Raw genomic sequence first — 15,388 nt, 5'->3', positions numbered from 1 at the left:
ATGACCAGGCTGGCTATAATATGCAAACAGGTATACAGGAACTTAATAATCAGGAAATTGCCATTGTCGGGCTACGGTTTAAATGATGGCGCAGGCCAATGGCAATGACCGCCAGCAGCAGCATCATCACCGCCTCTACGCCGAGAAAGCCGATCATCGCCTGCGGATAGCTACCGTGATGGTTACGCATCAGCATCAGCAGCAACGAGCCAAATACCGCCGGGCCCAGCCCCAGCGTGGCCTGCTGCAGCGTACTCAGCAGCGCGCTGCCCGCGCCCGCATCGTTAGCGGTAATGTCGCGCATTCCCACCCGATAGAAGCAGTTCACAATCAGCGCCTGACCGTAGCCAATCAGCGCCGTGGCGGGTACCAGCGTCAGCGTGGTGGTCGCCTGGCCGTAGTGGTGGAAGGTCTCCATCAGCAGCAGCAGGCCGCTAATTTGCACCACCAGACCGGCCACCAGAATGCGTCCCATGCTGTGGCGTGCAATCAGCTTCGGCGCGTACATTGCCGACAGGAAGTAGGCCACGCCAAGGGCGATAAAGCTGTTACCCGACTGCCACGGAGCCATGCCGAGGCCGGACTGCATGGTCAGCGCCATACAGAACATAAACCCGGACCAGGCGCTGAAGAACAGCAGCGCAATCACCATACCGAAGCGAATGCTGGCCAGCTGCAATAGGCGTGGCGGCAGCAGTGGATGCTCGCCGCGTTGTTCTTTGCGCAGCGCGGTGGCACGCATCCAGAACAGCAGGGGGATAATCGCCAGCAGCATCAGGCGCATCGACCACGGCCAGTGCAGCTCCGGCCCCAGCGCCATTGGAAATAGCAGGCAGCAGAGAATAAGCCCAAGGCTAAAGGTGCCCTGCCAGTCGATGGTGGAGTGTTCATCACGGCGGGTTTCCGGCACGTAACGGCGGCTGAACGCCAGCACCAGCAGGCCAATGGGCACGTTGATAAAGAAGGCGTTACGCCAGCCCATCCCGGCGATATCCGCCGACACCAGCCAGCCGCCGAACATCTGCCCGACGATAAACGAAATGCCGCCAATGCCGCCGTACAGACTAATGGCGCGGGCATGCGCCGTTCCTTTTAGCGTAACGTGCAGCGTGGCGAGGATCTGTGGCACGATAAGCGCCGCGCCGGCGCCCTGAAGCGTACGGGCGGCGAGCAGGGCGGTAATTGAGTTAGCGACGCCGCACAGCAGCGACGCGAGGCTAAAAATCGCCACGCCCCACATAAACAGACGGCGGCGACCATAGTTGTCGCCAAGCTTGCTGCCCATCGCCAGACAGACGGCGAACGCTACGCCGTACAGCGCCACAATCAGCTCAAGCTGGGTGGGGCTGGCATGCAAAGACTCGGTGATGGAATCCAGGGCGACGTTGGTAATCGAGGTATCGATTTGGGGTAACATCAGGCCGGTCAGCAACAGGAAAAGCCCTGCGCGACCGGGTGAAACAGCAGACGTTTTCATGGTGACTCCATTGCGTCATTCAGCGATTGGACGTAGCATCGCTGATTAAATAAACGGGTACCAGTTCCTGGTTATACTGGTACTGGCACTACTATGCTGGAGATACCATGAGCCTCATCAGCCACAGTGAAATGGACGTATTGCAGACACGGCAGATGGATAACCGTAAGCAACTGGGTGCATTTCTTCGGGCGCGACGGGAAAGTCTCGATCCACAGCGGTTGGGGTTACCGCGCAGCGGGCGACGGCGCACGCCGGGCCTGCGTCGCGAAGAGGTGGCGATGCTGGCGGACGTTGGCGTGACCTGGTATACCTGGCTTGAGCAGGGGCGCGAGGTTAATCCGTCGGTGGCGGTAATGCAAGCGGTCGCCGAGGCGCTCCAGTGCAGCGAACTTGAGACGCGCCACCTGTTCGTGCTGGCGGGGCTGACGCCGCTGGAGTCCGCCAATGTTCCTCAGTGCGAGGGCATCAGCCCCGGCACGCGCCGTATGCTGGACAGTTTGCTGCCTCAACCGGCCAGTATTCAGAAGCCCAATTTTGATATCGTGGCGTGGAATGAGGCATTTTGTCGGCTGATGGGCGTCGATTTTTCCATCATTCCCGAAGATGACCGAAATTGTATCTACCTGTATCTGACCCATCCCGGCTGGCGTAGTCGCCTGGCTAACCCTGACGTACTGGGCAATTTCGTCTCTTATTTTCGCGCCGCGATGGCCGAACACCGGGGAGAACCGGCGTGGGAGAACAAGCTTGCCCGCTTCTTCGCCGCCTCCGCCGAGTTTGAAGCCCTCTGGCACCAGCGCTACGAAGTGCGCGGCGTCGAAAACCAGATCAAAACGTTCCGCCACCCTGATTTCGGCGAATTTCAGCTCCAGCAGATGTACTGGTACTCCGCGCCGCGCAACGGCTCGCGTCTGCTGGTGTATTTACCGGTAGATGAGGTAGGAGAAGGGGTGTTGGCGAGGTTGTAGTACAGAGTAGATCCCGGCGGCGCTTCGCCTGGTCGGGCTACAGTATTCGAGTAGCCCGGCCAGGCGAAGCGCCGCCGGGAAGGCACAGAAGCTAAATTAGATCTCGGTAATCACCGCTTCTTCCGGCAGACGAGATTTTGGCAGCGCCTTGTTGAAGTCTTCCACGCTGTGGTGGCCAACCGGCACCACGACCAGGCTGGTGAAGCCTTTCTCTTTCAGGCCAAACTCGGCGTCCATGATCTCGGCGTCGAAGCCTTCGATCGGTACTGCGTCGAGGCCCATTGCGCCCATCGCCAGCAGGAAGTTACCCACGTTCAGATAGGTCTGGTTAGCTGCCCACTGCGCGTCGTCGTGACGTTCTTTACGGTGCAGGTCGGCGAAGAAGGTGCGGCCTTTGTGGTTAGCGGCTTTGGCTTCTGGCGTCGCAAAACGGCCATCGGCATCTTCCTGATCCACCACTTTTTCCAGCCAGGCATCGTCGATCGCGGTTTTCGCGCAGAATACCACTACGTGAGAAGCATCCAGCATTTTGCGTTCGTTGAACACGTAGCCGCCCGCTGCGGATTTCGCCACGCGCGCTTTACCTTCGTCGGTGCTGGCGACGATAAAGTGCCACGGCTGGGAGTTGGTGCTGGAAGGGCTATAGCGCAGCAGAGTTTTCAGAGCAGCAGCCTGCTCGGTGGTCAGCTTTTTGCTGGCATCAAAGGCTTTGGTGGAATAGCGCGCTTTAGCAACGGAAACGATGTCCATAAACACTCCTGAATGATAAAAAACACCGCAAATCGGTGCGTCGTATCAAAGCAGGGTACCGCGCGATTTAACAAATGAGAAGGGTGTAAAATGCGATAACACTTATCGCATTTAACGCAAAATCAAACGGGACGCACGCGCTGTTGCACGCGTTTTGGCAGCTTGTTTACCACCAGATTCCACGAATCTTCAATCAGGCTGTTGAGCAGATCGACCGTGATCTCATCGCCAGGATGAACCGAAATCCAGTGCTTTTTGTTCATATGGTAGCCCGGCTTGATGTGCGGGTAGATAGCCTGATGCAGCAACGATTGTTCCGGGTCAACCTTCAGGTTGATGATAGGTTCGCCGCGCAGATAGGCCTTGAGCATAAACATTTTACCCTCAACCGTGAAAACATCGTACTCCGGGCCGAAAGGCCAGTAGATGTCGGAGAAGGGCAGGGTTAGCGCAAACTCGTGCGCCCGTTCATGCAGCGTTTTACCGTCCATTACTCACCTTCCGCCAGGGCCAGCCACATCGCTTCGAAGCCCAGCGCTTTGAACTTATCGGCACGCTGCGGTTCCCGGCTGGCAAATTCAATCGTGGTTTCCGCCAGCGACAGGAACAGCGCATCGCCAAAGGCGCGGAAGTCATCGGACATAAAGACCGGGCGCACCGAGCGCTGGCAGAGCTTTTGCAGCTCCGGGAACATCGCTTTCACCTGGGCGGTGGTCTCTTCGGTGATTTTTTCGCTCACTGCCATGCGTCGCAGCGCGTGGTGTCCGGTCGGGTTGCGTACGCCCCAGTCGATGTAGCTGTTCCAGATGCTATGGGTAAAGTCTTTTGGTACTTCGGTATCCACCAGCCCGGCTTTCATCGCCTCGCACAGGCCGGTTTTCAGATGCAAATAAAGCGCATTAAGCAGGTCGTCTTTGGTGGCGAAATAGCGAAACAACGTACCCTCTGCAACCCCCGCACTGCGCGCAATTAGCGCAGTCGATGCGGCAATGCCGGATTGGGCAATGGCGCTGGTCGCAGCGTCCAGTAACGCTTGTTTTTTATCTTCACTCTTCGGACGAGCCACTACACTTTACCTCTCTGACTGTAAAAAACGTGATTGAAACATGCCGACCCCAGGGACTTCAACGTCGATTGTCAAATTTTGAAAATTGCTTGACGATTTTTTCCCCGCCTTTCTATAATGAGTGCCTACTCACTCATAATCAACCTTTTTAGTGTGGCTTTCTGGACGAAGCCGGTCCAGGGTCAGGATATGAAACCTTTTATCATCAGTGTGGTTGCCATCATGCTTATTGCCAGTGCTGCAAGTTTACCCTTTGTCCTGAACGCCGGTTTTGGTCAGGCGCCGCAAGGGGTTGAGAAAAGTCAGATTGAACGTTCGCCGAACTACCGTGACGGCGCGTTCCAGAACGCCTTGCCAACGCCTGGCTTTACCGGTGACAAAAACATGGTGATGGCGTGGTGGGAGTTTTTAACCGCCAAACGCGAAAATGCGCGCCCGACGCAGCCTCTGCCGATGGTGCCAACCGATCTCGCCAGCCTGCCGCTGGGGCAGGACACCATGATTTGGCTCGGCCACTCCTCGTGGTACCTGCAGCTGTCAGGCAAACGTATTTTGATTGACCCGGTGTTCAGCAGCTATGCCGCGCCGTTCTCGTTTCTGAATAAGGCGTTTGCGGGCAACTACCCGTGGCGCACCGAGAACATGCCGGAGATAGACCTGCTGATCATCTCTCACGACCACTACGATCACCTGGATTACGCCACCATCAAAGGACTGATGCCGAAGATCAAACGTGCCGTGGTGCCGCTAGGCGTGGGTTCACACCTGCGTTACTGGGGCATGAAAGATGACGTGATTACCGAAGCAGACTGGCAGCAGAGCGTCACCATCAGCGATGCGCTGAGCGTGCACGTGCTACCCGCGCGTCACTTCTCCGGTCGCGGCTTGAAGCGTAACCAGACGCTGTGGGCGAGCTTTATGTTCGTGACGCCGACGCAGAATATCTACTACAGCGGCGACACCGGCTATGGCCCGCACTTTAAGGCGATTGGCGAGCAGTTTGGTCATGTGGACGTCGCCATTATGGAAGACGGTCAGTACGACCAGGACTGGCGCTACATCCACATGATGCCGGAACAGACGGCGCAGGCGGCGGCGGATCTCAACGCTCGTCGTGTGTTGCCAGGCCACGCCGGACGCTTCGTGCTGGCAAAACACACCTGGGATGATCCGTACAAACGTCTGGCGCAGGCCAGCAAAGACAAAGCGTATCGGCTGCTGACGCCGATGCAGGGCGAGCCGGTGTGGCTTGCTGATACCGCACAAACATTTGGTGCCTGGTGGGAATAACCACCGGCAGTCGTTAAACGAGGGGAGGGTGTATGACCGAATTAGCCACTCAGGTTGTCGACACACTGGTCGAATGGATTGACGACAATCTGCATCAGCCATTGCGTATTGATGAAATTGCCCGTCGGGCAGGGTACTCAAAATGGCATTTACAGCGTATTTTCCTGCAGCACAAAGGGGAGAGTCTGGGGCGCTACATTCGCCACCGGAAGCTGAATCTGGCGGCCGATGAGCTGTGTACGACCGATCAAAAGGTTTACGACATCTGCCTGAAGTACGGGTTTGATTCCCAGCAGACCTTTACCCGCATTTTCACCCGCACGTTCCATCAGTCGCCGGGTGCCTACCGCAAAGAGAATCATCGTCCGCAGACGCATTGATTCTGCCCCGGGGTCGGCGTAAACGCCTCGCCCGGGCTACTACCCAACCATCTCATACCCGTAACCCGGCCGAGCGCAGCGACGCCGGGGAATCACGGCCATCAATCCGCCAGCGAAAACCAGCGCCGCCATACGAAACGAATCACCAGATACTCAATTGTCCCCAGCGCCAGAAACCACACGCAGAACAGCACGGTGTACAGCTGGCTCAGATCCATAAAATGGAAGGTCTCAACCAGCTTTTGCGCCAGCGTCAGCCCCAGCGACGGTGCAGGCAGCAGCAGGCAGGAGAGGAGTGCCAGCAACAAAATACCGGCGGCGGTCATCAGGGATTCGAGCGGATGCTTCATGTAATGTTAATCTTTGGTTAAAGATATTATTGTCCGGTAATTTTTAATGGAACGCAATGTTTCTAATTAAACAAATCCCTTAGCGAATAATTAATATAAATCACCAGACCTACGATAATAATCGCATGGCGATAAATGAAATAATGTTCTGGTTTAAATTAAATATAGCTTTCGTAAATTAACGTCATGCTCCAGATAATATTTTTACAAAAGTATAAGTACTATATCCAACCAGCGTGGCAATCACGACAGCCAGCGCTACGTACAGCGCCAGGCGGCGCCCTTTGTAGATTCCAAACATAATGACCTCGTTTAGATAGGGTTTAGGAACATTCTGTAATATTAATATTAGTTATTCAGCTTAATGTCATTCTGAAAATTTAAAAAGCAAAAAATATTGTGATTCGATAAAAGATTTTTTGCTCGCAAATATGATTCAGTGATATCGCCTTGGCCAGAAATGGAATTCAGGCTTTCCGTTCGCAGGAATTTAAAAGGAAACCTTATTGTGTCTAAAATGATGAACGCCCAGAATGTGCCGCACGCGGGTCACGACCCGCATGAGCACGCCTACCAGCAGACCACCGAGCAGGTGCTATCACATCTGAACAGCCAGCCTGACGGTTTGAGCATGGACGACGCCGCCGCGCGTCTGAACACCTACGGCCCGAACGCGCTGCCGGAGAAAAAAGGCAAACCCGCGTGGCTGCGTTTCCTTGCCCACTTTAACGATGTCCTTATTTACGTCCTGCTGGCCGCGGCGGCGCTGACCGCCGTGATGGGCCACTGGGTCGATACCTTCGTCATTCTCGGCGTCACGGTGATTAACGCCCTGATCGGCCACATTCAGGAGAGCAACGCGGAGAAATCGCTGAAAAGCATCCGCAATATGCTCTCCAGCGACGCGCGCGCCATTCGCGGCGGCAGCCATAAAACGGTGTCGACCACCGACCTGGTGCCGGGTGATATCGTGGTACTGCGTGCGGGCGACCGTATTCCGGCGGACATGCGCCTGATTGAAGCGCACAACCTGCGCGTGGAAGAGGCGATCCTCACCGGCGAGTCCACCGTGGTCGACAAGCACACCGACGTGCTGCACGGCGAACTGCCGCTGGGCGACCGTACTAATATGGTCTTCTCCGGCACCACCGTCAGCGCCGGTGGCGGCGTGGGCGTGGTCGTGGCGACCGGGCAGGAGACCGAACTGGGTCACATCAACCAGATGATGGCGGGTATCGAGAAGCACCGCACGCCGCTGCTGGTGCAGATGGACAAGCTCGGCAAAGCGATTTTCGCCATTATTCTGGCGATGATGGGCGCGCTGTTTGTCTTCAGCATGGTGCTGCGCGACATTCCACTGGGCGAACTGCTACTGTCGCTGATTAGCCTCGCGGTTGCCGCGGTACCGGAAGGTCTGCCGGCGATTATCTCGATTATTCTGTCGCTGGGCGTCCAGGCGATGGCGCGTAAGCGGGCGATTATCCGCAAGCTGCCGACCGTTGAAACCCTGGGCGCGATGACCGTGGTCTGCTCGGATAAAACCGGCACCCTGACCATGAACGAAATGACCGTTAAAGCGATCATTACCGCCGACAGTTGCTACCGCGTTGACGGCAACAGCTACGAGCCGCACGGCAGCATTTACCTGGAAGGCAGCAACGAGCCGGTCAAAGTACAGCCGTACACCGTGCTGGAGAAATACCTGCGCACCATCGACCTGTGCAACGACAGCCAGCTGATTCAGGATGCGCAGGGCCACTGGGGCATTACCGGCGGCCCAACCGAGGGCGCGCTTAAAGTGCTGGCGGCAAAGGCCAGCCTTGAGCCGATGCGTACTCAGCTGGTGGCGAAGATCCCGTTCGACTCACAGTACAAATACATGTCCACCCACTTCCAGCTTGCTGATGAAGAAGTGGTGATGGTGACCGGCGCGCCGGACGTGCTCTTCGCCCTGTGCCAGCAGCAGCAAACCGCACGCGGCGTCGCCCCGTTCGACCGCGGCTACTGGGAAGCGGAGATGGCGCGTTTTGCCAGCCAGGGCTTGCGTATGGTGGCTGCAGCGACCAAGCCAGCCGCACCGGGGGCGAAAACCCTCGACCATAGCGACCTGCAGGAAGGCCTTATCTTCCTCGGCATTGCCGGGATGATGGACCCGCCGCGCCCGGAAGCGGTAGAGGCGATCCACACCTGCCAGAATGCTGGGATCCGCGTGAAAATGATCACCGGCGATCACCCGCAAACTGCCATGAGCATTGGCCAGATGCTGGGGATCCGCAACAGCAGCGAAGCAATGACCGGCTACCAGTTGGAGCACATGGACGACGCCGAGCTGGCAAAAGCGGCGGTGGAGTACGACATCTTTGCCCGCACCAGCCCGGAGCATAAGCTGCGTCTGGTGAAAGCCCTGCAGGAGAACGGCGAAATCGTCGGCATGACCGGCGACGGCGTAAACGATGCGCCCGCGCTGCGTCAGGCAGACGTCGGTATCGCGATGGGCATTAAAGGCACCGAGGTGACCAAAGAGGCCGCCGATATGGTCCTGACCGATGACAACTTCGCGACCATCGCCAGTTCGGTCAAAGAGGGGCGTCGTGTCTACGACAACCTGAAGAAGACGATTCTGTTCATTATGCCGACCAACCTGGCGCAGGGGCTGCTGATTATCATCGCCTTGCTGGCAGGGAATATCATCCCGCTGACCCCGGTGCTGATTCTGTGGATGAACATGGCGACCTCCGCCACGCTCTCTTTCGGCCTGGCGTTTGAAGCCGCCGAGCGTAACGTGATGAACCGTCCGCCGCGTAAAACCGGCCAGCACGTGATGGATGCCTTTGCCGTCTGGCGCGTGGCCTTTGTCGGCTCGATGATTGCCATTGCCGCCTTTATTCTTGAGGCCTGGCTGGCACCGCGCGGCCACAGCGCCGAGTTCGTGCGCACCGTGCTGCTGCAGATGCTGGTGACCGCGCAGTGGGTCTACATGATCAACTGCCGCAGCAGCGACCGCTTCTCCCTGAACCGCGGCCTGCTGAAGAACAAAGGTATCTGGCTGGTGACCGGCGTGCTGCTTCTGCTCCAGTTGGCGATTATCTACCTGCCGCTGATGCAGACGCTGTTCGGCACTGAAGCGCTGCCGCTGCGTTACTGGGGCATTACCCTGGTGATTGGCGTGGCGATGTTCCTGGTGGTTGAAGTGGAAAAACGTCTGACCCGCCGTTTCCGTAAAACGACCTCGTAACTCATACGCCCCTCTCCAGCCGGAGGGGGGCGCTTGCCCTGCAAGGATTTCTCCATGAAAAACACTTTCCGCCTCGCCCTGCTGGCCTGTGGCCTGGCCGCCTGCGTGCAGGCTTCCGCCTCGGTGCCGGTGCGCATCATCACCGTTGAACAGGCACCGCACGCTGCCGAGCGTCAGGTACCGGGCCGCGTTGAGGCCATTCATTCGGTCGAGATCCGCGCCCGGACCGAAGGGGCCATCGTGCAGCGCCATTTCCAGGACGGGCAGGAGGTCAACAAAGGCGACCTGCTGTTTACCCTTGATGATGCCCAGCCTCGGGCGGCGCTGGCGCTGGCGCAGGCGGAACTGAAAAGCGCGCAGGCTTCGCTGCGTCAGGCGCAGCAGCTGCTTTCACGCTATCAGAGTCTGAAAACCAGCCAGGCTATCAGCCGTAACGATGTCGACAACGCGCAGATGCAGCGCGACGTGGCGGCGGCGGCCGTTGAACAGGCGAAAGCCCGTATCTCTGCCCAGCAAATTACCCTCGATTACACTCGCATTATCGCGCCGGTCAGCGGACGTGTCGGCCACAGCGCCTTTCACGTCGGGACGCTGGTTAACCCCGCCAGCGGCGTGCTGGCTGAGGTGGTGCAGCTTGAACCGATCCGCGTGAGCTTCGCGCTGGACGAGTCGGCGTTCTACAGCAAGGCCGGGCAGCATGCGGATATTCGTGCGCTGAAGGCGGCGTGGCGGGCGCAAATCACCCTCGACGGCCAGCGTGAAGATGGCGTGCTGACATCGGTCGATAACCGAATTGATACCCGAACCGCCAGCGTGACGATGCGCGCGGAGTTCGCTAACCCTCAGCACCGTTTGCTGCCGGGCGGCAACGTTTCGGTCACGCTGCGTCCGCAGGTGGCGACCGAGCGGGTGATGATCCCGGCGGCGGCGGTACAGCAGGATGCGCAGGGCTACTTTAGCTGGGTACTGACGCCAGAGAATAAGGCTGGGCAGCGTCGTCTGTCGCTGGACGGCCAGCAGGGACAAACCTTTGCGGTCGCGCAGGGGCTAACCGCGGGTGAGCGCGTGGTCGTTGAGGGCGCGCAGCGCCTGACCGACGGTGCCGCCGTGACGCTGCTGAATTAAGGAGAGAGCATGCTGACCTTCTTTATTCGTCGCCCGCGTTTCGCGATGGTGATTGCGCTGCTGATGACCTTTGTCGGGGCAGTCGCGCTGAAGCTCATTCCGGTAGAGCAGTATCCGCAAATCACTCCGCCGGTGGTTAACGTCAGCGCCAGCTGGCCAGGCGCCAGCGCGCAGGACGTCGCCGAAGCCATCGCCGCGCCGCTGGAAACGCAGCTGAACGGCGTTGACCATATGCTCTATATGGAGTCGACCAGCTCGGACGACGGCGGCTACAGCCTGAACCTGACCTTCGCCGCTGGCACCGACCCGGATATGGCGGCGATTGATGTACAGAACCGCGTCTCTCAGGTGGTTGCACAGCTGCCCACCGAAGCGCAGCAGAACGGCGTGCAGGTGCGTAAACGCGCCAGCAACCTGCTCATGGGGGTCAGTCTCTATTCACCGCAAGGTTCGCTCTCTGCTTTACAGATAAGCAACTATGCCAGCACCCAGGTGCGCGAAGCGTTGGCGCGTCTGCCGGGCGTCGGCCAGGTGCAGATGTTCGGTGCGCGCGACTACAGCATGCGCATCTGGCTGCGACCGGACCGCATGAACGCGATGAATATCACCAGTGAAGATATCGCCCAGGCGCTCAACGAACAGCACGTGCAGGGGGCCTCCGGGCAAATTGGTACGCCGCCGGTGTTTAACGGCCAGCAGCAGACGCTGACCATTAACGGCCTGGGCCGACTGACCGACGCCGACGAATTCCGTCGCATTGTGATACGCAGCGGCGAACAGGGGCAACTGGTGCGTTTGTCCGACGTGGCGACCATTGAGCTTGGCGCGCGCAGCTACAACTCCAGCGCCCAGTTGAACGGCGTGGAGTCGGCGTATATGGGGATTTACCCCACGCCAACCGCCAACGCGCTGCAGGTGGCAAACGTAGTGCGTGCCGAACTCACCCGCCTCCAAAGCCGCTTCCCGGCGGATCTGATGTGGGAAGTGAAGTTCGATACCACCCGTTTCGTCGCGGCAACGATTAAAGAGATTGGCACCTCGCTGGCGCTGACGCTGCTGGCAGTGGTCGCCGTTGTCTCCCTGTTCCTGCAAAGCCTGCGCGCCACGCTGATTGTGGCGCTGGCGATTCCGGTGTCGCTGGTGGGCACGTTTGCCGTGCTCTATCTGCTCGGCTACAGCGCCAACACGCTTAGCCTATTCGCGATTATTCTGGCGCTGACCATGGTGGTGGATGACGCCATCGTGGTGGTGGAAAGCGTCGAAGGGCATATGGCGGAAGGGATGAACCGCCTGGAGGCCACCGGGCTGGCGCTGCGCCAGATCGCCGGGCCGGTGATTGCTACCACGCTGGTGCTGCTGGCGGTGTTTGTGCCGGTGGCGATGCTGCCGGGGATTGTGGGTGAGCTGTATCGCCAGTTTGCGGTCACGCTCTCTACGGCGGTCACGCTCTCCAGCATCGTGGCGCTGACGCTGACTCCCGCGCTGTGCGCGCTGCTGCTGCGGCCTCGTCGCAAGCAGCCTGCCCGTTTCTTCCAGTGGTTTAACTTCGGGCTGAACGCTACCCGCGACGGCTACGGCAAACTGGTAGCGTGGATGAACCGTCGCCCGCTGGTGGCCGTGGCGGCCACCACGCTCGCCGCGCTGCTGGTGGCGTTCAGCTTCACCAGTATGCCGAAAGGCTTCCTGCCGCAGGAAGATCAGGGCTATCTGTTTGCCAATATTCAGCTGCCGGAGTCCGCGTCGCTGGAGCGTACCGAAGCGGTGATGGCGCAGGCGCGTAAGCTTCTGGGCGCGCATCCGGCGGTCGAGGATGTGATTCAGGTGTCTGGCTTTAGCATTCTGAGCGGCACCAGCGCTTCAAACGGTGGCTTTATCTCGCTGATGCTGAAGGACTGGTCGCAGCGTGCGCCGCTGGAGACGGTGATGGGCGAGCTGCAGCGCCAGCTGATGGCGATGCCGGAAGCTAACATTATGCTGTTTGCGCCGCCGACGCTGCCGGGGCTTGGCAGCGCGGCAGGTTTCGACCTGCGTATTCTGGCGCAGGCCGGGCAAACGCCTGCCGAGCTGGAGCAGGTGACGCGCACCATTCTGATGAAGGCCAATCAGCACCCGCAGCTGAGTCGCGTGTTCACCACCTGGAGCAGCAACGTTCCGCAGCTGACGCTCACCGTCGACCGCGACCAGGCTGCCAGGCTGGATGTGCCGGTGTCGCGCATCTTTAACAGTCTGCAAACGGCCTTTGGCGGCGCGCGTGCCGGGGATTTCAGCATCAACAACCGCGTCTATCACGTGGTGATGCAAAATGAGATGCAGTGGCGCGAGCGCGCCGAGCAAATCAGCGAGCTGTTTGTGCGCAGCAATCAGGGGGAGCGGGTGCGTCTGAGCAACCTGGTGACGGTAACGCCAACCGTTGGCGCGCCGTTTATCCAGCAGTTCAACCAGTTCCTGTCGGTATCGGTCAGCGGTTCGGCGGCGGAAGGGGTCAGCAGCCGTACGGCGATGACCGAGATGGAAAACCTGCTGAAGGCCAATCTGCCGGAAGGCTACGACTACGCCTGGAGCGGACTCTCCTGGCAGGAGCAGCAGACAGGCAATCAGGCGGTGTGGATTGTGCTGGCGGCGGTGGCGATGGCGTGGCTGTTCCTCGTGGCGCAGTATGAGAGCTGGACGCTACCGGCGAGCGTGATGCTATCCGTGCTGTTTGCCATCGGCGGTGCGCTGCTGTGGCTGTGGACGGCGGGCTACGCCAACGACGTGTACGTGCAGATTGGTCTGGTGCTATTAATCGCGCTGGCGGCCAAAAACGCGATATTAATCGTCGAGTTTGCCCGCGAGCGCAGGCAGTCCGGGCTCTCTATCGTCGAGGCCGCGCGTGAGGGGGCAACCCGCCGCTTCCGTGCGGTAATGATGACCGCGGTGTCGTTTATTATCGGTATCATGCCGATGATGTTCTCCACCGGGGCCGGGGCGCAGAGCCGCCGGATCATCGGCACCACGGTGTTCAGCGGTATGCTGGTGGCGACGGTGATTGGCATCCTGTTTATCCCGTCGCTCTACGTGCTGTTCCAGCGTCTGCGCGAGTGGGCGCACCGCAAGGCGGGCTAACCCATCTGTGCCAGCTGGCTTCGCAGCATGTCTACCCCCGGCGCAATGGCGTCGGGGTTAATGGCATGAAAGCCCATGCGGAAGAAATTGTCCGGCGGCGTTGCATCGAGAAAATGCCGGGCGCCGGGTTCAATCAATACCCCGGTGTGGGCGGCGCGCCAGGTGAGCTGCTGGGTACTGATGCTGGCGGGCGTGCGCAGCCAGAAAGCGTTGGCGTGTTCGCTGCCGGGCAAGGGCTGACATTCCGGCAGCAGCGTCGACAGCGCGGTATGCAGCCGGTCCCAGCGCCGGGCGGAATCATCGCGATAGCGCCGTAGGTGCGTTTCATAATGGCCCTGGGCAAGAAAGTGTGCCATCTGGTACTGAATGTTGGTCGGCGGATGGCGATAAACCAGTCGGCGCAAGGCGCGGGCTTCATCAATCAGGTCCGGGTCGGCGACCATAAACCCTAACCGTAATCCGGGCGACAGCGCCTTCGACAAGCTGCTAACGTAAATCACCCGTCCGCTGCGGTCGCTGGCCTTCAGCGCGGGCAGCGGGTTAGCCTGAAAGTTACTCTCCGAATCGTAATCATCTTCGATAATCACCGCATCATGCTGCGCGGCGTGCGCCAGCAGCTGGCTGCGCCTGGCCTTGCTCATGGTGATGCCGGTCGGCACCTGATGACCTGGCGTCACGTAGTAGTAATCGCACGGCGCGTCGTTGAGCACGATCCCTTCTCCATCCACCGGGTGCGGTACGATATCGCAGTCGCTGAGCAAAAAGGTATTAATCGCCTCGCGAAAACCAGGGTTCTCTACGCCCACTCGCGTCTGGCGCGACATCAGCAGGCGGGTGAGCAGGTAGAGCGCATTCTGCGAACCGAGGGTAATCAGAATTTCATCCGGTGCGGCGACGATGCCACGTTTGGGCAGCACGCGGGTGCGGATCTGTTCAATCAGCATCGGCACGTCCTGGTCGATATGGTCGACGACCCACGCCGGGTCGCGCATGCCGCCGTGTAACCAGTTCGCCGCCGACCGCCAACTTGCTAACGGAAACTGGCGGGTATCGGGCTGGCCGTAGATAAACGGATAGCGGTAGTGCATCCAGCCAGCGGGCTTGAGGATCGACTCCTGCTGGCTGGGGGTAATGTTGAGCCGTTTGCTCCACGATGGTGCAGCATCGCCGCTGGCGGGTGCAGGCGCGGCGGCAGAAACGCGCGGCGCGTGGTAGTCTGGATGCAGGTAATAACCGCTGCGCGGGCGGCTCACCAGATAGCCTTCGTTGACCAGACTTTCAAACACCAGCGCAGTGGTGTTGCGCGAAACCTGAAGCTGTTGCGCCAGCTGCCGACACGATGGCAGCGGCGTGTCGACGGCGAAAATGCCGCCGAGAATGGCGTTGACCAGCGATTCGCGAACCTGCTCCTGCAACCCGCGCTGGTGGTCAAAATCCACGTGCAATAAGTGCCGAATCATACGCTGCTCCTTCGAATATCCGCTTTCCCTGAGTGCAGCAATTTCTGTACCAGCCTGAAATCGTCTGACACAAGCGCGCGCGAAAACTGGCTCTATTCAGAATGCAAAAACTCTCCCTACAGTAAAAACGTCGTCGGCCAGAGTAAAAAATGGCGTCAGGCGGCACACATCTTGCAACG

Annotated in this window: 12 protein-coding genes; 6 read left to right on the top strand and 6 right to left on the bottom strand. The window is 59.2% G+C overall.

Going from position 1 to position 15,388, the window contains the following annotated elements; genetic code table 11:
• Positions 1 to 49: 49 nt before the first annotated feature.
• The gene (locus FHC49_RS02720; RefSeq protein ID WP_220438557.1) at positions 50 to 1,477 is read right to left on the bottom strand and encodes an MFS transporter; all 1,428 of its coding nucleotides are present in this window, start codon (positions 1,475 to 1,477) and stop codon (positions 50 to 52) included.
• 131 nt (positions 1,478 to 1,608) lie between these two features.
• Here FHC49_RS02720 and FHC49_RS02715 point away from each other — a divergent pair, with 131 nt between their 5' ends.
• Positions 1,609 to 2,448 carry a helix-turn-helix transcriptional regulator gene (locus FHC49_RS02715; protein WP_220438677.1) on the top strand — a complete coding sequence of 280 codons (840 nt, stop codon included), beginning with the start codon at positions 1,609 to 1,611 and terminating at the stop codon, positions 2,446 to 2,448.
• Between the two features lie 96 nt (positions 2,449 to 2,544).
• Here FHC49_RS02715 and nfsB read toward each other — a convergent pair whose 3' ends face one another.
• The 3 genes from nfsB to FHC49_RS02700 form a co-directional block, all read right to left on the bottom strand.
• Entirely contained in the window at positions 2,545 to 3,198 is a 654-nt protein-coding gene (gene nfsB, locus FHC49_RS02710; RefSeq protein ID WP_185669551.1) for an oxygen-insensitive NAD(P)H nitroreductase, read from the bottom strand.
• A gap of 122 nt (positions 3,199 to 3,320) precedes the next feature.
• Positions 3,321 to 3,689 carry an MmcQ/YjbR family DNA-binding protein gene (locus tag FHC49_RS02705; protein ID WP_185669552.1) on the bottom strand — a complete coding sequence of 123 codons (369 nt, stop codon included), beginning with the start codon at positions 3,687 to 3,689 and terminating at the stop codon, positions 3,321 to 3,323.
• Entirely contained in the window at positions 3,689 to 4,264 is a 576-nt protein-coding gene (locus tag FHC49_RS02700) for a TetR/AcrR family transcriptional regulator (RefSeq protein WP_185669553.1), read from the bottom strand. Before FHC49_RS02700 ends, FHC49_RS02705 begins: the two co-directional genes overlap by 1 nt.
• A gap of 189 nt (positions 4,265 to 4,453) precedes the next feature.
• Between FHC49_RS02700 and FHC49_RS02695 the strand changes: the two genes are divergently transcribed.
• Both FHC49_RS02695 and FHC49_RS02690 read left to right on the top strand, forming a co-directional pair.
• The gene (locus FHC49_RS02695; protein ID WP_220438556.1) at positions 4,454 to 5,554 is read left to right on the top strand and encodes an MBL fold metallo-hydrolase; all 1,101 of its coding nucleotides are present in this window, start codon (positions 4,454 to 4,456) and stop codon (positions 5,552 to 5,554) included.
• 32 nt (positions 5,555 to 5,586) lie between these two features.
• The gene (locus tag FHC49_RS02690) at positions 5,587 to 5,934 is read left to right on the top strand and encodes a RamA family antibiotic efflux transcriptional regulator (protein ID WP_185669555.1); all 348 of its coding nucleotides are present in this window, start codon (positions 5,587 to 5,589) and stop codon (positions 5,932 to 5,934) included.
• Positions 5,935 to 6,035: 101 nt separating this feature from the next.
• On the opposite strand, the gene FHC49_RS02685 is transcribed toward FHC49_RS02690, so the two are convergent.
• Entirely contained in the window at positions 6,036 to 6,284 is a 249-nt protein-coding gene (locus tag FHC49_RS02685) for a DUF1158 domain-containing protein (RefSeq protein ID WP_185669556.1), read from the bottom strand.
• A gap of 517 nt (positions 6,285 to 6,801) precedes the next feature.
• Here FHC49_RS02685 and FHC49_RS02680 point away from each other — a divergent pair.
• The 3 genes from FHC49_RS02680 to FHC49_RS02670 are packed head-to-tail and all read left to right on the top strand — an operon-like array spanning position 6,802 to position 13,749.
• On the top strand, positions 6,802 to 9,519 hold the full coding sequence (locus FHC49_RS02680) for a cation-transporting P-type ATPase (protein WP_220438676.1): 2,718 nt from the start codon (positions 6,802 to 6,804) through the stop codon (positions 9,517 to 9,519).
• A 54-nt stretch (positions 9,520 to 9,573) separates the two neighbouring features.
• Complete coding sequence (locus FHC49_RS02675) at positions 9,574 to 10,644, top strand: efflux RND transporter periplasmic adaptor subunit (RefSeq protein ID WP_185669557.1); 1,071 nt, start codon at positions 9,574 to 9,576, stop codon at positions 10,642 to 10,644.
• 9 nt (positions 10,645 to 10,653) lie between these two features.
• On the top strand, positions 10,654 to 13,749 hold the full coding sequence (locus FHC49_RS02670; protein WP_220438554.1) for an efflux RND transporter permease subunit: 3,096 nt from the start codon (positions 10,654 to 10,656) through the stop codon (positions 13,747 to 13,749).
• Here the strand turns inward: FHC49_RS02670 and FHC49_RS02665 are convergent.
• Positions 13,746 to 15,209 carry a PLP-dependent aminotransferase family protein gene (locus tag FHC49_RS02665; RefSeq protein ID WP_220438552.1) on the bottom strand — a complete coding sequence of 488 codons (1,464 nt, stop codon included), beginning with the start codon at positions 15,207 to 15,209 and terminating at the stop codon, positions 13,746 to 13,748. The genes FHC49_RS02670 and FHC49_RS02665 overlap by 4 nt on opposite strands.
• Positions 15,210 to 15,388: the final 179 nt, after the last annotated feature.

The sequence above is a fragment of the Kluyvera sp. EC_51 genome (assembly GCF_019584505.1).
In the GTDB taxonomy this organism is placed as follows: domain Bacteria; phylum Pseudomonadota; class Gammaproteobacteria; order Enterobacterales; family Enterobacteriaceae; genus Kluyvera; species Kluyvera sichuanensis.
The sequence above is the reverse complement of the archived record's forward strand: the minus strand, read 5'-3'. Positions and strand labels throughout refer to the sequence as shown.